This window comes from Streptomyces sp. NPDC028991, assembly GCF_055564775.1.
The window spans coordinates 446,419-464,984 of record NZ_JBVHVP010000005.1; the positions used below are offsets into that span (position 1 = coordinate 446,419).

The following is an 18,566-nucleotide window of genomic DNA, read 5'->3' on the forward strand; positions in this document are numbered from 1 at the left end:
AAATGACCAGCAAGACCGCCGGCGTCCACGGGGCCGTCCTCGAGGACACCGTGCCCGAGACCGACCGGCCGATCGTCCAACTGCGCCGCGCGGGCAAGGCCTACGGCAACATCCGCGCCCTGCACGGCGTCGACCTGACGGTCCACCCCGGCCGGGTGACCTGCGTCCTCGGCGACAACGGCGCCGGCAAGTCCACCCTCATCAAAATCATCTCCGGGCTGCACCAGCACACCGAGGGCGAGGTCCTCGTCGACGGCGAGCCCGTGCGCTTCACCACCCCCCGCGACGCCCTCGCCCGCGGCATCGCCACCGTCTACCAGGACCTCGCCACCGTGCCCCTGATGCCGGTGTGGCGCAACTTCTTCCTCGGCTCCGAGATGACCCGGGGCCCCTGGCCCGTGCGCCGCCTCGACATCGCCCGCATGAAGCGGACCGCCGACGAGGAACTGCGCAACATGGGCATCGTCCTGGACGACCTGGAACAGCCCATCGGCACCCTCTCCGGCGGCCAGCGCCAATGCGTCGCCATCGCCCGCGCCGTCTACTTCGGCGCCCGTGTCCTCATCCTCGACGAGCCCACCGCCGCCCTCGGCGTCAAGCAGTCCGGCGTGGTCCTCAAGTACGTCGCCGCCGCCCGTGAACGCGGCCTCGGCGTCATCTTCATCACCCACAACCCCCACCACGCCTACATGGTCGGCGACCACTTCAGCGTGCTGCGCCTGGGCACCCTCGAACTCAGCGCCGCCCGCGCCGACATCACCCTCGAGGAACTCACCAACCACATGGCCGGCGGCGCCGAACTCGCCGCCCTCAAGCACGAACTGGCCCAGGTCGGCGGAGTGGACGTGGAGGCGCTCCCGGGGGAGGGGCCGGAGGCCCCCGCGCCCGGCCCCGCGGAGGCCGACACCGCCGCTTCCGACGCGGCCGGGCCGGAAACCGCCGAGCCCGGCACCGCCGAAGGGAAGGTCTGACATGCCCGCTGCTCTCGACCGCATCCGCGTCGGTTCGGCACCCGACTCCTGGGGGGTCTGGTTCCCCGACGACCCCCGGCAGGTGCCCTGGGAACGCTTCCTCGACGAGGTCACCGAGGCCGGCTACCAGTGGATCGAGCTGGGCCCCTACGGCTACCTCCCCACCGACCCGGCCCGCCTCACCGACGAGGTGACCCGGCGCGGCCTCAAGGTCTCCGCGGGCACCATCTTCTGCGGCCTGCACCGCGGCCCCTCCGAATGGGACGCCACCTGGGAGCAGGTCAGCCGGGTCGCCGCCCTCACCCGGGCCATGGGCGCGGGGCACCTCGTCGTCATCCCGTCCTTCTGGCGGGACGACAAGACCGCCGAGATCCTCGAGCCGCCGGAGCTGACCGGCGAGCAGTGGACCCACCTGACCAAGGGCATGGAACGCCTCGGCCACGAGGTGAAGGAGACGTACGGCCTGGACATCGTCGTCCACCCGCACGCCGACACCCACATCGACACCGAGGAGCACGTCGAGCGCTTCCTCGACGCCACCGACTCCGACCTGGTCGGTCTCTGCCTGGACACCGGTCACTACGCCTACTGCGGCGGCGACAGCGTCAAGCTGATCGAGACCTACGGCGAGCGCATCGGCTACCTTCACCTCAAGCAGGTCGACCCGGAGATCCTCGCCGGGGTACGGGCGGGCGGCGTGCCGTTCGGGCCGGCCGTACAGCGCGGGGTGATGTGCGAGCCGCCCAACGGCGTGCCCGAGCTGGGTCCGGTGCTCACGGCGGCCCAGAAACTGGGTGTGGACCTCTTCGCCATCGTCGAGCAGGACATGTACCCCTGCGAGCCCGACAAGCCCCTGCCCATCGCCGTCCGGACCCGCAGGTTCCTGCGCTCCTGCGGTGCCTGAGAGCAGCGGCCGGGGTCGCCTGAGCGCCTGAGCGCAGGGGCCCGAGGTGCCTGAGGGGCTTGAGGGGCTTGAGGGGCCTGAGGCCGACCTGCCGGCAGGGCGGGCTCCACCGACGGGGCCGGTCCCGCCGGCGCGCCGCTCGACGGGCCGTTGTCAGTGGTGCGCGTTAGCGTGCACAGCACTGACACTTCGTCCCGTCATGGGAGGCAGTCATGACCTCGCGTCTCAACCCGTACCTCAGCTTCGACGGGGATGCCCGACAAGCGATGGAGTTCTACGAGCAGGTGTTCGGCGGCACGCTGACGCTGAGCACCTTCGGCACGTTCGGCGAGTCCGACAGCCCTGACGCCGACAAGATCATGCACGGCATGCTGGAGACCCCGGGCGGATTCACCCTGATGGGCGCCGACACCCCGCCCGGCATGGAGCACAGCCCGGGGAACAACTTCTCGGTGAGCCTCAGCGGCGACGACGAGACCGAGCTGCGCGGCTACTGGGAGAAGCTGTCCGCCGGCGGCTCCGTCGACGTCCCGCTGGAGAAGCAGATGTGGGGAGACGTCTTCGGCATGTGCACGGACCGGTTCGGCATCCCCTGGATGGTGAACATCAGCGAGCCGGCGGACTGACCCGCGCGGCCCGCCGGCCCTCACGCCCGGCTCAACCCCGCCGCGCCTCCGCGATCGTCACCGGTCGGTGCTCGTGCAGCGACAGGGTGCACGCGTCGGCGATCCAGCCTGCCTCCAGCGCGTCCTCGATCGTGCAGGGGGAGGGACGGGTGCCGGCGACGACCTCGGTGAACGCGGTGAGTTCGGCGCGGTAGGCGGCGGCGAAGCGGTCCATGAAGAAGTCGTGCGGAGTGCCGCCCGGGAAGGACACGCCGGGCTCGACCGAGCGCAGCGGCAGCTTGTCCTCCAGGCCGACGGCGATGGAGTCCGCGAAACCGTGGACCTCCATGCGGACGTCGTAACCACGCGCGTTGTGGCGGCTGTTGGAGACCACGGCGATGGTGCCGTCGTCCAGGGTGAGGATCGCCCCGGTGGTGTCGGCGTCGCCCGCGTCCTTGATGAAGCCGGCACCGCGGTTGCCGCCGACGGCGTACACCTCGGTCACCTCGCGGCCCGTCACCCAGCGGATGATGTCGAAGTCGTGCACCGAGCAGTCACGGAAAATGCCCCCGGAGGCGGCGATGTACGCGGCGGGCGGTGGCGCGGGGTCCAGCGTGGTCGACCGCACGGTGTGCAGCTTGCCCAGTTCGCCTGCCCGTACGGCCGCCCGCGCCGCGACGAACCCGGCGTCGAAGCGGCGGTTGTAGCCGATCTGGATCGGCACGTCATGACCCGCGACCGCCTTGAGCACTTCGACGCCCTCAACCATGGTGCGGGCGACGGGCTTCTCGCAGAAGACGGGGACGCCGGCCTCGACGGCGGCCAGGATCAGCCCGGGGTGGGCGTCGGTCGCCGCCGCGACCACCACCGCGTCCACCCCGGCGGCCAGCACCGCCTCGGGCGAGTCCGCGACCTCGGCGCCGAACCGCTCGGCGGCCGTCTTCGCGGCGTCCGCGAACGGGTCGGCGACGACGAGTGAGTCGACGGCGTCGAGTCCGGAGAGGGTCTCGGCGTGGAAGGCTCCGATACGGCCGAGGCCGAGGATTCCGATACGCATGCTGTTCGCTGCTCCTTGTGCGTGGTTGCCGTGGTCGGTACTCAGTCCGTCACGTCCGTCACGTCCGTCACGTCCTTCGGCTCTCCCTGCGTTCCCGGCCGGCCCGCAGTTCCTCGCGCAGTGCCTCCGGCGTCCACTCCTCGCGCACCGCCCGTCGTACGACGTCCGACTGGGAGGGCGGGGCCACACCGCCGACCGGCGGATCGCTGTCGAGGTCGGTGGGGAAGGGGTATCCCTCGGCACTCGCGGCGATCACGTTCTCCACCCACCGCTCGCCCACACCCTCGGCCCGGCGCTTCAGCAGGACCGGGTAGACGGCGTTCGCCACCGCCTCCCGGTCCACGGTCTCCATGGCGCGGCCGAACGCGGAGGAGATCTGGAGCAGGTTCGCCATGCGGCGGATGCCGGCCGAGCGGTTGGTGCCGGCCGCGTGGAAGAGCGCGGGGTTGAAGAAGACCGCGTCGCCCTCGGCGAGGGGCAGCTGCACGTGGTGCTCCTCGAAGTAGGCCCGGAAGTCCGGGAGCCGCCAGGCCAGGTAGCCGGGTTCGTACTTCTGGGAGTGCGGCAGGTACATCGTCGGCCCCGACTCCACGGGCATGTCGCGGTGCGCGACCGCGCCTTGCAGCGTGAGCACGGGGGAGAGGCGGTGCACGTGCGCGGGATAGGCGGCGGCGACCTCGTTGGAGAGAAAGCCGAGGTGGTAGTCGCGGTGCACGGTCTGGGCGGTGCCGCCGGGGTTGACCACGTTGATCTGGGAGGTGACCTGGTAGCCGGGGCCGAGCCACGCCCGGGCGACCAGGGCCAGCACGTCGTTGGCGTAGTAGTCGGCGAACGCCTCGGCGTCGTGCAGGGCCGCCTTCTCCAGGGCGTTCCACACCCGGTCGTTGGCACCGGGCGCCGCGAAGTGGTCGCCGGCGGTGGCGCCCGAGGCGCGCTGTCCGGCGATCAGGGCGTCGAACACCTCGGTGGCGCGGTCGACGACCGACAGGTCCGGGAACGCTCCCTTGAGGACGACGATGCCGGGGCCGTCGGCGAGGGCGCGGACCAGCTCGGCCGCCGTCCCGCGGTCGTCGCGCAGCCGGCCGGCGTCGTAGACCGGGGCGTTCCCGTCCACGCCGGAGGCCCGCGGATGGTCGGCGGGGTCGGTGCGCTGTTCGACGAGCGCACGGAACGTGTCGAGGTCGCAGTCCCGCTCGGACAGCCAGGCGCGGTGGGCGGGGAGGGGAGTGGAGGACATCGTCGTCCTTTCGGTGACCGGGGACGGGGATGCGGTACGGGCACGCCGGCCGGGTGCGGGCGGTCCCGGCGGTGCGGTGCTGTGCCGTGGAGGTGTTCTTCGGGTGTCCTGTCCTCAGTCCCCCGGTCGGACCTCGACCCAGGAGCCCCGCTCGGCCGACCGCGCCATCGCGTCCAGTACGGCGGCGCTGTGCACCGCGTCCGGCAGGGTGGCGCCGCGCGGCGTGCCCTCCGCGATCGAGCGCAGGAAGCGGTGGGCCTCCACCACCTTGAGGTCGTCGTAGCCCATGGCGTTCGCGGATCCCGGCTGGAAGGCGGCGAACTCGCCGTGCGCGGGGCCGACGTAGACGGTGCTGACCGGCTGGTCCTGGTAGGCCGTGCCGCGGCTGACGCCCAGTTCGTTCATCCGGCGGAAGTCCCAGAACACCGCGCCCTTGGTGCCGTGCACCTCGAAGCCGTAGTTGTTCTGCTCACCGACCGAGACCCGGCAGGCCTCCAGGACACCGCGGGCGCCGGAGGCGAAGCGCAGCAGACAGCTGACGTAGTCCTCGTTCTCAACCGGGCCCGGTTCACCGCCCGCGGCCCGGGAGTGACCGGCGGTGGCCGCTGTGGGCCGGGCCCGCTCGGGCAGGAAGACCGCCGTGTCCGCGGTCAGCGACGTGACGTCGCCGAGCAGGAAGCGGGCCAGGTCGGCGCCGTGCGAGGCCAGGTCCCCGAGCACCCCGCTGCCGCCCCGCTCCCGCTCGAAGCGCCACGTCAACGCGCCTTCCGGATGGGCCGCGTAGTCGCTGAAGAGGCGGATGCGGACGTGCGTCACGGCGCCGATCTCCCCGGACGCGATCAGCTCGCGGGCGGCCTCGACGGCCGGCGCGTTGCGGTAGTTGAAGCCGACCGCGCCCTGGACCCCGGCCTTGGCGACCGCGTCGGCCACCGCACGAGCGTCCTCGGAGGACAGGCCGACCGGCTTCTCGATCCAGATGTGCTTGCCGGCCTCGGCCATCGCGACGGCGATCTCCCGGTGCAGGAAGTTCGGGGCGGTGATGCTGACCGCCTCCACCCGCGGGTCGGCGGCCACGTCGCGCCAGTCCCGGGTCGTCGACACGAATCCGAACTGGGCGGCGGCCTCCTCCGCCCGCCCCGGCACCTCGTCGGCGACCGTGACCAGCTCCGGGCGCAGGGCGAGCTGCGGGTAGTGGTGCCGGACGCGGGCGTACGCCTGGGTGTGCACCCGGCCCATCCAGCCGAAACCGACGACGGCGACACCCAGCGCGTCCACCATGAAAGCCCCTCTTCGGACCGGTCCCTGCTCTGTCCCGCCCACCCTGGGCGAGCAGTGGCATCATGTCAACCTTTTGACAGGACAAACGCCGGCCGTCCGAGCCCAGGGCCGTCCACCTACCCGAGATTGATCACGTACGCCTTGCGCAGCGTCTCGTGCACCGTCCACGTCGTACGGTCGCCCTCGCGCAGCACGGCCAGGTCGCCAGGCCCCACCGCCAGCGACGGACCGCCCTCCACCTCGATCGTGGCCGATCCGCTGAGCACGACGAACATCTCGTCCGCCTCGGTGTCGGTGACGACGCCCGGCGTGATCTGCCAGACGCCCCGTTCCTGGCGGCCGTCCGCCGAACGCCAGACCACCCTGCCCGTCACCTCGGGCGCGCCGGACACGATCTGCGCGGGGGAGAGGGGCTCGAGTTCGAGCTCGGCGTCGGGCACATGGACAACGAAACTGTGGGTCATGCCGTGACGCTAACCGGGGCGCACGGTGCGCCGGGGGCGACAGGGTGTGGTGTATCCGGCCGGGCCCGCGGACACTTCGTCGCCCTGCCGTGTGGCGTCCACGCGATCGCCGGCTTGCGACCGAGTGATGCGAACGGCGCCGTCACGGTGGGCCGCCCGGGAGGGTCACCGCCCCCGGCGCGACAGCCACGCCGCGGCCACGGCGCCGGAGACGTTGTGCCAGACGGAGAACACCACGGCCGGCAGGGCCGCCGGCGGGCTGAAGTGGGTGGTGGCCGGGGAGGCCGCGAGGCCGGAGTTGTGCATGCCGACCTCGAAGGCCATGGCACGGCTGGCCGGTTCACCGAGTCGGCCGAGGCGCCCCGCGCCGTAACCGAGCGCCAGCCCGAGGCCGTCAGCAGCCGTACGGCCAGGCCCGCGAGGACCGGAAGCGGCACCGTCTTGAGGATGTCCGTGACCATGGACCCGGCGTCCACCGGCAGGTACTCGCCGGCCAGCAACAGTGCCAGCGGCGGGGGCAGCCGCAGACTCCGTTCCCGGTCCGTGGATGGGGTAGGGTTGACCTGCGTGATCACACGGAGCGTGGGGCGCGCACCGGGACGTGGCGCAGCTTGGTAGCGCACTTGACTGGGGGTCAAGGGGTCGCAGGTTCAAATCCTGTCGTCCCGACTGGAGACAGTCGCAGTTCAGGGCCGGTTTTCGGAGGGATTCGAAACCGGCCCTTGACCATTCTTGGGGACCAGCCGGAGACCGGCGCCTGACGATGCCGCTGGGATACCTCCCCGCCCCCTGGCCGAACGCCCCATCCAGCCCTGCTCGCGTCCGAACGCGACGGTATGCGCGGGGCGGACATGCGTTGCACGGTCGTTCACTCCTCCCCCCCGACTCCTCGCTCCCGCGCGCGCCCGGTGAGTGTCCCCGGGGCGCCCGGGGTGTCCGGTCGCGGCTGTGCACTACTGGCACAGTTCCATGCACGGCTGACAAAATCCGAAGCTCACGATGGTCCTAAAGTCCATGGTCGAGGCTCACTGAGACGACACCACCGACCGGAAGGACCGCATCGTGCAACGAGTGTCCACGTCGCATCGCATGGTCCGGACCGGCGGTCGAGCCCCTTCAGCAGGCCGCCGTCCTTCGCCACGGCGGCACCCGGGCTGCCCAGAGCGCCGACAACACCGGTGGCACCGACGGAATCCACGGCACTGGCACGGTCGAGGCGGTCACCCCTTACCTCCAGCGCAGGCCCGGTCCTGCCCGTGTCGTCGTCGCGGGGGTGACCTGTCCCCCATACCGGGGGCACCGCACTGATGTCCGAGCAACGCGAGCTCATCGGCCGTGCCCCGGCGCCTGTCCGGGGGCAGCGCGCGTTGCCGGCCCACGGTCCGGCCGTACTCAGCCTGGAGCGTCAGGCCCTGCTGGTCACCGTGGTTCTACGGATGTCCAGCGCCGCGGTGGCCGCGGTGGTCGCACTGCTGGGGCTGGGATCGGCGGCGAACCCCGTGTGGGTGCTGCTGTCCGTCGCCGCGGTGCTGGTCTGGGCGGGCTCGTTCGGCGTCCACACACTCCGCGGCCGGCCGGCCTTCCGGTTCGCCGCGGGTGATGTCGCGGTCTGCGCCGTGCTCTGCCTGCTCCACGGCCAACTGGTACCCGCCTCGGTACTGGCGGCGTCTGCCGGCTCCGGATGGGTGGACCTCATAGCCAGCGTCACCGTGCTCAACGCACAGTGCTTCCTGCGCCAGCCCCACGGACTGCTTGCGACCGTCGTGATCACCGCGGCCTACACGGCCGGCGCCCCGGGGCTGCGGGAGGCTCCCGTCGTACTCCTGCTCCAGGGCACTCTGAGCGCCGGGATGTTCATGCTGCTGCGCCGCGCCGCCCGATCGGCGGACTCCGCGCTGGTGGCCAAGGCCGAGGCCCGTGCGAACGAGCTGGCGAGGGCGGCGGCCCGTGCGGACGAACGCGATCAGCAACGGCGACTGCACGACACCGTGCTCGCCACCCTCACCATGGTGAGTACCGGAGCGATCACCGAGCATTCCGCTGTCCTGCGCGACCGCGCCGTGGCCGACCTCCGCGTCATCCGGGCTCTCGGGGCCGACCCGGACGCCTCGGCGTACCCGGCCGGGCCGGCGGGCCCCCACGACACGGCCACGCCCCTGGTCCGACTGGATACCGCGCTGCGTGCCGCGGCCTTCGCGGCGAGGCCCGGACTGCCCCCGCTGACGGTGGAGCTCGGGACCGTTCCGGTACTGCTGCCCCTGCCCCACCGGGTCCTGACCGCGCTCGTCGATGCCGTGGCGGAGGCCCTGACGAACGTTGTCCGGCATTCCGGCACCACAGCGGCGCAGGTGCGTGTGGAACCGGTCGGCACCGGTGTGGTCGTCCGGGTACTGGACGCGGGACGCGGCTTCGACCCCACGTCCGTACCCGCGCACCGCAGGGGGCTGCGGGAGTCGATCAAGGGCCGGATGGCGGCGGTGGGCGGGAACGCGCTCATCGAGACGCGCCCCGGCGGCGGCGTCCACGTCACGCTGCGGTGGCCGCGATGAGGAGCGACACGGGCGCCCCCGCGGGCGAGTTGGTCGCGGTCCGGTACACCCGGGTGATCAACGTCGTGGTCGTGGTCATCGTCGCCGTCTGGCACTTCGGCTACGACTCGCTGATCCTGGTGCGCGGCTGGTCGCGGTACGAACCGGCGTGGGCGGCACTGGCCTCCTGGCTGGTACTTGCCGCCGTCCAGCTGGTCGGCTCCGTCCTCCTGCTCCGGACCGCGCTACGCGGCCGTCTGGCCCCGTTCCTGACGTCCGTCGCACTACTGGCCGGCATCGCCGCCGTCGCGACGTATCCGCGCGGCGAGGCGATCGGCGACCTCAGCTGGGCCGCGAACACGGTCGGCTGGTTCGGCGTACTCCTCCTGATGCAGCGCCCGACGCGCGAGTTGGTCGCCCTCCTCGCCTGTACCGTCGCGATGACGACGGCGGCACTCGGGGTGCACGGCGAACTGGACACCCATGAGGCGTGGTCCCGCCTGATCGCCCAGTCCTACACCACGGCCGGTATCCAGCTCGCCTTCGTCCTGCTCACCCGGGAGTTGCACCACGCCGCCCGGCTCACGACCGGCGCGGCGCGGGCGCAGGCCAACCGCATGGCTCGACAGGCGGCCGAAGAGACCCGGCACGCCGAGCGGCGGCGGCGTTACCGCTATCTGCGCGACCGGATCGCGCCGCTGCTGCAGGACCTGGCCGAGGGCCGTGCGCACCCGGGCGACGAGGGCGTCCAACGATCGAGCGCGATCGAGGCGGCGCGACTGCGCAGGCTGTTCGCCGAGACGGAGGACGCGGCCCATCCCTTGCTGCACGAACTGCGCGCCTGCGCGGACGTCGCCGAACGCCGGGACGTGGACGTCACGTTCGTCTGCTACGGGGAACTGCCCGACGTCCCCGTGGCGGCGCGCCGGCATCTGACCGACGGCCCGCTCCTGGCCCTCGCGTCGGCGAAGACCGCCGCCCGGGTCACCGTCGTGGTGACGGCCGGCGAGGTGACAGTGAGCGTGGTGGCCGACGCAGCCGCCCCCGCGGCGCCGCACACGATGCGTTCCGCCGGCACATCGGTGCTGTTCGACGAGAAGGAGAACCTGCTGTGGCTGGAATCCCGATGGCGCGTACCGCAACCGCGTTCGACGTCGGCATCGTCGACGATCACCCGGTGGTGATCGACGGTGTCCGGGCCTGGCTGGCCGAGGAGCCCGGCATCCGCGTCAGACACACCGGCGACACCACGGCGGACCTGCGCTCCGGCGCGGTGGACGTCCTGATCGTGGACCTCAACCTCAACGGTCGACTGGTGCTGTCGGACATCGGTGAGCTGACCGCCGAGGGCCGGCGGCTGGTCGTCTTCTCGCAGTTCACCGACGAGTCGCTGGTGCTGGACGTGCTGAACATGGGCGTCGCCGGGTTCGTCACCAAGAGCGAGGGCCAGGCCCATCTGCTTCACGCGGTGCGCGCCGCCGCGTCGGACCGCCCCTACGTGCCGCCGACGACGGCCGGCGTTCTGGTGTCCGACCGCAGTCCGGTGGCCCCTCAGCTGTCTCAGCAGGAGCGGACGTCGCTCCTGTGGTGGTTCCAGTCCATGTCCAAGGCGTCGGTGGCCCGCCGCATGGGCGTGTCCGTGCACACCGTGGACATGTACATCAAGCGGGCCCGGGTCAAGTACGCCCAGGTCGGCCGGCCCGCACCGACGAAGACCGACATGCTGGCCCGGGCGATCGAGGACGGCCTGGTCACCACCGCCGAACTCGCGGACTCGCCCCAGTGGACGCCGCCACCGGCGTGAAGGCCACTCGCTAGCGGGCACGGGAGAAGCGGCGGGCCGCCAGTACCAGGGCCGCGAGGCCGAGCACGCACATCACGAGCAGTTCGACGAGGAGCGGCGGTGTCCAGCCGCCCCAGTCCGGCCCGGCCGGGAGCACGCCGCCCGGCGCGGCCCCGGCCACGGTCTGTCGCAGCGCGTCCACGGCGTAGGTCAGCGGGTTGACGAGCGTCATCGCGGCCAGCCACACCGGCAGGCCCTCCACCGAGAACATCGCGCCCGACAGGAAGAACAGCGGCAGCATGGTCACGCCGAGCGCCGACTGGAACGTCTCGATCCGGGTGATACGGACGGCCGCCAGGGTCACCAGCGCGGTCAGGGTGAAGGCCACCAGCGCCAGTTCCCCGAGCAGCGCGAGGAGCAGCAGCGGGTCGTAGGGCAGGCCGGCGAGTGGGGCGAAGGCGAGGAGCAGGCCGCCCTGCGCGGTCGCCGTCGCCGTGCTGCCCAGGCACTTGCCGACCAGGAAGGTGTCCCGCCGCACCGGAGCGACCAGCACGGCCCGCAGCAGCCCCGTCTCCCGGTCGCGGACGATGGACATCCCGGCGTTCAGCGCGGGCATCTGCACGGCCATCATCAGGATCCCCGGGTAGACGTAGGTCATGTAGTCCCCGGTGCCGGATGTGGAGCCGACCATGCCCTGCAGCCCGGTCCCGAGGACCACGAAGTAGAGCAGCGGGTTCAGCAGCGTCAGACCCGCCTGGGCAGGGCTCGCGACCAGCCGGGTCGCCTCCCGTCGGACCAGTGCCCGCAGCGCGGCCAGCTCGGCGGCGCGCCGGCCGGGCGACCGCGTCGTGAGCCTGCCGGGGCGCTGCGTGATGGACTCCAGCACGTCGGCTCCCTCCCTCTTCCTCTTGCTCGTCTTCTACGGATTGCGCATGGAGCGGCCGGTGTGGTGCAGGAACACGTCGTCCAGGCTGGGCCGCGTGACGGTCACCGACGTGACCCCCGTGGTCAGGTGGGCACAAAGCGTCGGAACCCAGCGCGCCCCGTCCGCCGTCCTGACCCGCACCCCCTCCCGCGTCGCCTCGGCGTCCAGACCGAACCGCTCCCGGATCGACCGGGCGGTATCCGCGTCGTCGTCCGTCCGCAGGTGCACGGTGTCGGCGCCGACCGCCGACTTGAGTTCGTGAGGCGTCCCCTGGGCCACCAGGCGGCCGTGGTCCATCACCGCTATCCGGTCGCAGTTCTCGGCCTCCTCCAGGTAGTGCGTGGTCAGGAAGACGGTGACGCCGTCCTGCCGGCCGAGCTCGTGCAGCTTCTGCCAGACCTGGGACCGGCTCTGCGGGTCGAGTCCGGTCGTCGGCTCGTCGAGGAACAGCACACGCGGCCGGTGCATCAGGGCCCGGGCCACCTCCAATCTGCGCTGCATACCGCCGGAGTAGGTGCCGACCGGTGCGTCACCGCGGTCGGCGAGGCCCATCAGGTCGAGCAACGAGCGGGCCTGGGCGCGCACTTCCCGCCGGGGCATGCCGTACAGGCGCGCGTGGAAGTGGAGGTTCTGCCACCCGGTCAGTTCGCGGTCGGCGGTCGGTTCCTGGAAGACGACGCCGATCCTGCGCCTGACCTCGTCGGGGCGGAGCGCGACGTCCGCTCCGGCCACGTCCGCCCGCCCTCCGCTGGGGCGCAGGAGGGTGGACAGCATGCTGATGGTGGTGGACTTGCCCGCGCCGTTGGGGCCGAGGAAGCCGAACTTCTCCCCCGCGGCCACCGTCAGATCCAGTCCGTGCACCGCCACGGTGTCGCCGTAGACACGCCGCAGGCCGCGGGTGCGGACCGCCGTGGATTCGGGGGCGCTCACCGGCGGGGCGGTACGGACATGATGACGCGGAAGGCGCCGACGTGCGCGTCGTCCTCGCCCACGGGTTCGCCGTCCACGGCCACCCAGGCGTGCGCGCCGAAGGGCTCGGTGACCACACCGGTGCACCACTGGGGCCAGGTGCCGCCCAGTCGGCACAACAGGGCCACCGCGACGGACCGTTGCAGACAGCGCGGGCCGGCGCAGGCCAGGCTCACGTACACCACGGCGTTGCGCGCCCGCAGCGCCTGCGCCACGTTCGCCGGGCCTGCGCCCCGGCTGGCGAACGCCAGTACGCGGCGCAGCCTGGCCGGCGGCAGCCGAGTCAGCACGCGGGCGACGCCGGCGGCGAGCACGGCGGGCGGGCGCAGCGACCAGGGCGGAGGGTCGGCGGACTCGAGGCGCAGGGTGGTTCCGCCGCTCACGGGACGATCACCTTGGCCGTACGCAGGGCGTCGAGCAGGCTCTCCACGTGGGCAGCGGCCCGCTCGGGCGCGTCGGGGTAGCGCCGCAGCAATGTCCGGGCGGCCTCCTGCGGCGACTCGCCGTCCAGCAGACAGCGCAGCACGACGGCACCGGTGCGGTTCAACATCCAGTAGCGGCCGTTGCGTTCGTCGAGCAGCACGGTGCCGTTCTCGGTGTCGGCGACGGACACCTCGGGCACCAGGGCGAAGGTCATCATGCCTCCTTACGTGGTTCGGAGCGAGGGCACGGCGGTGGCCGTGCCCTCGAGGGGCAGGGCTCGCAGCCACAACTCGCAGGCGAGGGTCGGGTCGAAGGGCATCAGCGGCCGGGTGTCGGCGTGGGTGGTGACCAGCAGCCGACGCAGAGCCACCCCGTCGATGAGCCCCATGCCGGCCAGGCGCGTGTTCTCCGCGAAGTCGAGCAGCTCGCTGCGGCGCCGGCGCAGGCCCGAGAACAGGGTGGGACTGGCGTCGTCCTTGCCGGTGCGGTGGAGGATCTCAGCCGGCACGACGCCGTCCAGTGCCCGCGCGAGCACGGGCTTGAGCCGGTGCTCGGCCACCCGGTCGGCCAGTCGCACGGACAGGACCGCCTCCAGTACCCGGTCGTCGGTGTAGGGGGCGTGGAAGGAGACGCCCGCGTGGGCGCCGATACTCGAATTGCGGCGCATCACCGTGCCGTTGACCCGGTTGATCCAGATCATCTCGTGCTGTACGGGCAGCGCGGCCAGCGGCTCGGGGCCCGCCGCGATCGCTTCGCGCATCAGGCGGCGTACGGTCGACGCGGCGTCCGGGGTGATCCAGGGCGGCAACTTCGCCGAGACCTCCCAGTACGCCCCCGAGCCCCAGGCCCGGTCCGCGGCGAGTTCGTCCGCCTCGGCGGCCAGCCAACGGCGGTAGGACGGCGCGGCCGCCATCGTGCGCGCCGTCGTGGCCATCGACCAGCGGCGCCTGGACCGCAGCGCCCGCACGTGCGGAAGGGCGGCAGCCGGGTCGCGCCGGAGCAGCCCGTGCAGGCACATCGTGCCCGGGAGGAACAGCTCGTCGCCCCCGACACCCTGGAGGTGACGGCGTGCGCCCAGGGAGGCGACGAGAGCGGCCTGGTGCTCGACGGTGGCCCTGGCCCGGACGAACATCAGCGGGCCCTCCCGGTCGTGCGGGGTGTGCTCGAACGGCGCGTACCAGTCCGGCGTCTCCGTCGGCGGCACCACCACGTGACGGGCGTGCGGCAGCGCCGCCGCCGCCCGGCGGGCGTGTGCCAGGTCCTCGCCCCGGCCGCCGTGTGCCTCGTAGTGCAAGGTGGCCAGGTCGGTGCCGGCGGAACGGTCGGCGACGAAGCACAGGCTCGTCGAGTCGAGACCGCCGGAGAGGTCGGCGCTCACCACCTTCTGGTTCGCGGTCCGCGCCGCCACGGCGTCGAACAGCGCCTCGCGGACGAACCCGCCGTCGCCCAGGGGACGTTCCGGTTCGGGCGGCGTCCACCAACGCCGGGTGCGCCCGGTGCCGTCGCGGCTGATCTCCAGGCAGTGCCCGATACGCGGGCTGCGCACACCACGCCACACCGAACCCTCGCTGAGCGGCTCCGGGGGTCCGAACGGGGAAAGCAGTTCGAGTGCCACGCGTTCCGCGTCGACGCTCGCGCCGATGCGTCCGGCCAGGCTGTCGGCACGGGAGGCCGCCAGCGTCACACCGGCGACGCGGGCGTAGAACACCTGGCAGGCGGTGGACAGCGTGCCCTGGACCCGGACGTCGCCATCGAGCGATGCCACGAGGTGGAAGCTGCCGGCGGGCAGTCGGGCGATGTCGTCCAGGTCCGCCAAGGACCGGGCCCGGCCCAACCGAGCCTCCAGGACGCCGGGGTGGACGGTCGCGCAGCCGAGCAGGGCCAGACGGCGCGGGCCCGCGGAGACGCACACGATCTCGTCGTCTCGCCAGTCGCCCACGAGCCAGGGGCGCCCCGAGTGGTGTGCGATCACCTTGGGACGCGGCAGCCCGGGGGACGGTCCCGCTGCGAGGGCCTCGGCGCCGGCTGAATGATCGGGAAGTACCACGAACTCCATGCGTATCCTCCACCGGAGTGCCAGAGTGGGGTGGCCCGACCGGCATGTGGCGTCGGTCGGGCCACCCCGAGGTGGAGTGACCGGGATGCGGAACGGCCGGTTCGTCAGACTGCCGCCCCGGCGGTGTCGCCCGTGTCACTCGGCCCTGTGGGGCCTACGGGCGGCTCAGAGCCACCAGGCGCCCCACGGGCTGTCGATCCAGTAGCCCCGCGACGTGAGCTGGGTGAGCTCGGCGAAGTCGCCGACCTCGATCAGGGTGGGAACCTCGTACACGTTCTCGTTTTCGTTGGCCACGAAAGCCACCTCCATCTGTCGGGCGGCGCCGGTGATCCCGGTCGCCGGGTACGGTCCGGCGGAACGACCCGATTCGCTGATCCGGCCCGTCCGCCTGGCACAACGCTATGGACCGGCCCGCCCCCGCGCACGACACCTGTTCGGGTAACACGCCTTTGTTCGAGGGTCGACGCCGAGCAGCTGGACTACGAACGCCACCAGCCCGCGCACCTCCGGTCGTTGGAGCGGGACCCGATGCAGCTCGGTGACCGGCCGGCACCAGTCCGGCTGCACCGACCGGGCCCGCCGCGCCGAGCTCGCCCACGCCGACCTGGTGGACCCGCGCCGCTGGAGGTACACCGGCCGGCGGACCGCGTCGCACGCCGCGCTGTGGCTCCTCGCCCGGATCGAGCGCGCCCCGGGCCCGTGCCGGCGGCTGGTCGAGGACGCGGAGCGCAGGATCGGGGCCGTCGCGGCCGGCGCCGCGGCCCGGGTCGAGCGGGCCCTGGACATCGCGGCGCAGCAGAGGACGCTGGAGACCTCCGTGCGCGTGCGGCGGGACCATCGACGTGCACGGCGGGGAAGGCCGGGTGCCGGTCGCGCACTGCACCGGGCGCGGGCGGATCTGGACGGAGGGCGGGGTGATCGCGGCATGAGCCGGGAGCAGCGGCGCGTCGCTCTGCGGCGCGTCGGCTGGGCGCTGCTCGTCGCGGCGCTGGCTGTCGTGGCGTGGGTGGCCGTCACGACTTGACCAGCACGAGGCCCGCCGTCCCCGAGGGGTGCGCCGGGCCGTCGAGGGCGCCCCCTCTGGTGACGCCCCACGACCGTACGCCCGGCCTGGTCAGTGCGTCCAGACGTCCGGCTCGCCCGCACGCCACTCGGCCAGGCAAGCCTCTTGCGTGGCGACGCGGCAGTACCCGCCCCTTCTGCCAGAGGCGGGCGCTGCCGCGGTGCGGTGGCCTGGCTGGCTCAGCCTTCGTGGATGTGGGCGAGGGTGCCGTCGTGCTGTTCGTAGTGGGAAAGGGCGAGGCCGAGGCCGAAGAAGGTGGGCGCCCATTCGCCGACGAAGAGGCCCCATCGGTCGGCGCGGTCGAGGTTGACGCCGGGTTCGGCTTTGAGGCTGGTGGCCCAGGCGGCGACGGTGAGGCCGATGGAGGCGAAGGCGGCGAGGTAGGCGTGTTCGCTCTTGACGCCCATGTCGTGCATCTTCTTGACGATCATTGGGTGGCTCCGTTCCTGTGGGGGATCCATGGGACGGAGTGCCCTCGGCATGTGCCCCTATTCACCCCTTGTGTGGGGGTATGTTCCCAGCGGTGGGGCTGCGCCGCTCGTAGGCTGGCTGTGCTCGAGGCCGTCTCGGAGGTTCGCCATGCCCCGCACCATCTGGTCCGGCGCCATCAGCTTCGGCCTGGTCGCCGTGCCTATCCACGTCGTCTCCGCGACGGAGGACCACAGCATCCACTTTCACCGGGTGCACCTGGAGGACATGGCCCGGGTGTGAACCCGGAAGGTGTGCGAGCTGGAGGACCGGGAGGTCCGCACTGACGAAATCGGCAAGGGCTACGAGGTTGCGCGCGACCTGGTGGTACCGATCTCTGATCAGGAGCTGCGGGACCTGCCTCTGCCGACGGCGAAGGCGATCGAGAGGAAGGCGATCGAGATCGTCGCGTTCATGCCGTGGGAGTCGATCGACCCGATTCGGATCGGCGACGGCTACTACCTGGCCCCGGACGGGCAGGTCGCCGCGAAGCCGTACAAGCTGCTGCGCCAGCCTCTGGAGCGGTCGTCGCGGGTGGCCGTGGCCCGGTACGCATGGTCCGGCAGGGAGCGCCTCGGCCTGTTGCGGGTCCGCGGAGAGGCGATCGTGCTGCATGCGATGCGCCGGCCGGACGAGATCCGCGACCCGTCGTCGCTGACCCCGCCGCCCGTGGAGCTCACAGACGAGGGGATCGAGGGTGCGCTCGCGCTGATGGACACCATGACCCGCGACGACCTGGACGCCCCAGAGTTCCGTGACACGTACACGGAGGCCGTGGCGGAGCTGATCGAGGCGAAGCGGGAGCATCGGGAGCCGCCGGCCGCGCCGGAACCGGCTGCAGAGTCGGGGCAGCTGGTCGACCTCATGGCTGCCTTGCAGGAGTCCGTAGAAGCGGGCCGCGAAGAAGACCGCGGCGAAGAAGGCGACGGCGCGGAAGCCGAAGAGGTCCGCCTGGACGATGGCGCCTACCCTTCCCTGCCGAGCTGCTGCTCGGCCTTCTCGGTCAGACGCCTGTAGTAGGGCCACACTGGCTTCGGTCGTTGGGCGTCGCGGTGCGCGAGGAACGGTGCCGCGGACCGGCCCAGCGTGACCAGTGCCGGTGCCCAGAGATCAAGGAAGTCCTTCTCGCTCACGTACTTCTTGGCGCAGTAGAAGCCTGCGATGTCGAGGCTTGCCAGGGCGCGGTTCGCCAGCTCGTACTCCTCAGGGGGCAGGCTTTCGACGTCCTGCATCTCGTGCAGGACCTTCCGCCCAGCCTGAAGCTTCGGGTCGATCAGTGACTCGTGCAGCCGCAAGGTGATGTCCCGGCGGTCATTGCGGACCGACCGGTAGAGCGAGCAGAGGCTGATCACAAGGGCGATCCCGGATATGACGACTGCGGTCTGATTCACGTCTACACGTCCCCCTCGACGTCGACCGTGCCCGAAGTCAGCAGTCGTACCCACCTGCGGTGGGTGGCATCCCGCAAGGCCCGCTCCTGTCGCTTCAACTGTCGAGGAATCCGAGTGCCGTGTCGGGCCGGCACACGTCGCAGGCTTTGGCGCCTTCGGTGATGGCGCGCCGGGCTTCGTCGAGGCTGAGCCCGCGGGTGCGCTTGCCGGCGTTCCAGCAGTCGCCCTGGTGGATCTGGACGGGCGGCGAGTCACGGTTGAGGCCTTGCTCGAGGAGCCAGTCGGGCGGGCGGGGCCGTTCCTGGATGCCGCGCTGCCGCTCCTGCTCCCGCTGCTCCGCTAGCCGGATGGCGGCTCGCACCTCGTCGAGGGCGTAGGCGAGCCACGTCTCCAGCGTCCGGAGGCGGGGCAGGTCGGGTGGAAGATCGGTCACACCGTTCAGTT

Annotated in this window: 20 protein-coding genes, 1 tRNA gene and 2 pseudogenes; 9 read left to right on the top strand and 14 right to left on the bottom strand. The window is 72.0% G+C overall.

Translation table 11 applies throughout. The annotated features are described in order from the left end of the window. Window positions 1-2: 2 nt before the first annotated feature. The 3 genes from ACZ4V1_RS14690 to ACZ4V1_RS14700 all read left to right on the top strand — a co-directional run bounded on the left by ACZ4V1_RS14690 (window position 3) and on the right by ACZ4V1_RS14700 (window position 2,501). Window positions 3-971 (top strand): ATP-binding cassette domain-containing protein, encoded by a 969-nt coding sequence (locus tag ACZ4V1_RS14690; RefSeq protein ID WP_468334624.1) that lies wholly within the window; start codon window positions 3-5, stop codon window positions 969-971. Between the two features lies 1 nt (window position 972). Then, entirely contained in the window at window positions 973-1,875 is a 903-nt protein-coding gene (locus ACZ4V1_RS14695; protein WP_468334626.1) for a sugar phosphate isomerase/epimerase family protein, read from the top strand. 212 nt (window positions 1,876-2,087) lie between these two features. After that, window positions 2,088-2,501, top strand: a complete 414-nt coding sequence (locus tag ACZ4V1_RS14700; protein WP_468334629.1) for a VOC family protein — start codon at window positions 2,088-2,090, stop codon at window positions 2,499-2,501. A gap of 31 nt (window positions 2,502-2,532) precedes the next feature. Here ACZ4V1_RS14700 and ACZ4V1_RS14705 read toward each other — a convergent pair whose 3' ends face one another. From ACZ4V1_RS14705 to ACZ4V1_RS14725, 5 genes and pseudogenes are all read right to left on the bottom strand, one after another. Beyond that, window positions 2,533-3,537, bottom strand: a complete 1,005-nt coding sequence (locus tag ACZ4V1_RS14705) for a Gfo/Idh/MocA family protein (RefSeq protein WP_468334632.1) — start codon at window positions 3,535-3,537, stop codon at window positions 2,533-2,535. A gap of 67 nt (window positions 3,538-3,604) precedes the next feature. After that, window positions 3,605-4,774: a phytanoyl-CoA dioxygenase family protein gene (locus tag ACZ4V1_RS14710; RefSeq protein ID WP_468334635.1), complete on the bottom strand. Its 1,170-nt coding sequence runs from the start codon at window positions 4,772-4,774 to the stop codon at window positions 3,605-3,607. A gap of 114 nt (window positions 4,775-4,888) precedes the next feature. Next, window positions 4,889-6,052, bottom strand: a complete 1,164-nt coding sequence (locus ACZ4V1_RS14715) for a Gfo/Idh/MocA family protein (protein WP_468334638.1) — start codon at window positions 6,050-6,052, stop codon at window positions 4,889-4,891. 116 nt (window positions 6,053-6,168) lie between these two features. Then, window positions 6,169-6,516 (bottom strand): cupin domain-containing protein, encoded by a 348-nt coding sequence (locus ACZ4V1_RS14720; protein WP_468334641.1) that lies wholly within the window; start codon window positions 6,514-6,516, stop codon window positions 6,169-6,171. 165 nt (window positions 6,517-6,681) lie between these two features. Continuing rightward, window positions 6,682-7,031, bottom strand: a pseudogene (locus ACZ4V1_RS14725) (bile acid:sodium symporter family protein); the annotation flags it as partial. 80 nt (window positions 7,032-7,111) lie between these two features. On the opposite strand from ACZ4V1_RS14725, the gene ACZ4V1_RS14730 reads away from it, so the two are divergent. The 4 genes from ACZ4V1_RS14730 to ACZ4V1_RS14745 all read left to right on the top strand — a co-directional run bounded on the left by ACZ4V1_RS14730 (window position 7,112) and on the right by ACZ4V1_RS14745 (window position 10,848). After that, window positions 7,112-7,185, top strand: a tRNA-Pro gene (locus tag ACZ4V1_RS14730). A 638-nt stretch (window positions 7,186-7,823) separates the two neighbouring features. Next, entirely contained in the window at window positions 7,824-9,065 is a 1,242-nt protein-coding gene (locus tag ACZ4V1_RS14735) for a sensor histidine kinase (RefSeq protein WP_468334644.1), read from the top strand. Then, window positions 9,062-10,228, top strand: coding sequence for a hypothetical protein (locus ACZ4V1_RS14740; RefSeq protein ID WP_468334647.1), 1,167 nt, complete (start codon window positions 9,062-9,064; stop codon window positions 10,226-10,228). Before ACZ4V1_RS14735 ends, ACZ4V1_RS14740 begins: the two co-directional genes overlap by 4 nt. After that, window positions 10,171-10,848 carry a response regulator transcription factor gene (locus tag ACZ4V1_RS14745; protein WP_468334650.1) on the top strand — a complete coding sequence of 226 codons (678 nt, stop codon included), beginning with the start codon at window positions 10,171-10,173 and terminating at the stop codon, window positions 10,846-10,848. Before ACZ4V1_RS14740 ends, ACZ4V1_RS14745 begins: the two co-directional genes overlap by 58 nt. 10 nt (window positions 10,849-10,858) lie before the next feature. On the opposite strand, the gene ACZ4V1_RS14750 is transcribed toward ACZ4V1_RS14745, so the two are convergent. The 6 genes from ACZ4V1_RS14750 to ACZ4V1_RS14775 all read right to left on the bottom strand — a co-directional run bounded on the left by ACZ4V1_RS14750 (window position 10,859) and on the right by ACZ4V1_RS14775 (window position 15,494). Beyond that, window positions 10,859-11,713, bottom strand: coding sequence for an ABC transporter permease (locus ACZ4V1_RS14750; RefSeq protein ID WP_468334653.1), 855 nt, complete (start codon window positions 11,711-11,713; stop codon window positions 10,859-10,861). 33 nt (window positions 11,714-11,746) lie between these two features. After that, window positions 11,747-12,682: an ATP-binding cassette domain-containing protein gene (locus ACZ4V1_RS14755; protein WP_468334656.1), complete on the bottom strand. Its 936-nt coding sequence runs from the start codon at window positions 12,680-12,682 to the stop codon at window positions 11,747-11,749. Continuing rightward, on the bottom strand, window positions 12,679-13,104 hold the full coding sequence (locus ACZ4V1_RS14760) for a lasso peptide biosynthesis B2 protein (protein WP_468334659.1): 426 nt from the start codon (window positions 13,102-13,104) through the stop codon (window positions 12,679-12,681). Before ACZ4V1_RS14760 ends, ACZ4V1_RS14755 begins: the two co-directional genes overlap by 4 nt. After that, window positions 13,101-13,361: a lasso peptide biosynthesis PqqD family chaperone gene (locus tag ACZ4V1_RS14765; protein ID WP_468334662.1), complete on the bottom strand. Its 261-nt coding sequence runs from the start codon at window positions 13,359-13,361 to the stop codon at window positions 13,101-13,103. Before ACZ4V1_RS14765 ends, ACZ4V1_RS14760 begins: the two co-directional genes overlap by 4 nt. 6 nt (window positions 13,362-13,367) lie before the next feature. Further along, the gene (locus tag ACZ4V1_RS14770; protein ID WP_468334665.1) at window positions 13,368-15,200 is read right to left on the bottom strand and encodes an asparagine synthase-related protein; all 1,833 of its coding nucleotides are present in this window, start codon (window positions 15,198-15,200) and stop codon (window positions 13,368-13,370) included. A 165-nt stretch (window positions 15,201-15,365) separates the two neighbouring features. After that, window positions 15,366-15,494 carry a lasso RiPP family leader peptide-containing protein gene (locus ACZ4V1_RS14775; protein WP_345638333.1) on the bottom strand — a complete coding sequence of 43 codons (129 nt, stop codon included), beginning with the start codon at window positions 15,492-15,494 and terminating at the stop codon, window positions 15,366-15,368. A gap of 244 nt (window positions 15,495-15,738) precedes the next feature. Between ACZ4V1_RS14775 and ACZ4V1_RS14780 the strand changes: the two genes are divergently transcribed. Then, window positions 15,739-16,224, top strand: a complete 486-nt coding sequence (locus tag ACZ4V1_RS14780; protein ID WP_468334669.1) for a hypothetical protein — start codon at window positions 15,739-15,741, stop codon at window positions 16,222-16,224. Between the two features lie 218 nt (window positions 16,225-16,442). On the opposite strand, the gene ACZ4V1_RS14785 is transcribed toward ACZ4V1_RS14780, so the two are convergent. Next, window positions 16,443-16,694 (bottom strand): hypothetical protein, encoded by a 252-nt coding sequence (locus tag ACZ4V1_RS14785; RefSeq protein ID WP_468334672.1) that lies wholly within the window; start codon window positions 16,692-16,694, stop codon window positions 16,443-16,445. 148 nt (window positions 16,695-16,842) lie between these two features. Here ACZ4V1_RS14785 and ku point away from each other — a divergent pair. Beyond that, window positions 16,843-17,679 (top strand): annotated as a pseudogene (ku, locus tag ACZ4V1_RS14790) (non-homologous end joining protein Ku); the annotation flags it as partial. A gap of 17 nt (window positions 17,680-17,696) precedes the next feature. On the opposite strand, the gene ACZ4V1_RS14795 reads toward ku, so the two are convergent. Beyond that, window positions 17,697-18,122 carry a hypothetical protein gene (locus ACZ4V1_RS14795; protein WP_468334675.1) on the bottom strand — a complete coding sequence of 142 codons (426 nt, stop codon included), beginning with the start codon at window positions 18,120-18,122 and terminating at the stop codon, window positions 17,697-17,699. 94 nt (window positions 18,123-18,216) lie between these two features. Beyond that, entirely contained in the window at window positions 18,217-18,555 is a 339-nt protein-coding gene (locus ACZ4V1_RS14800; RefSeq protein ID WP_468334678.1) for a DUF6233 domain-containing protein, read from the bottom strand. Window positions 18,556-18,566 lie beyond the last annotated feature (11 nt).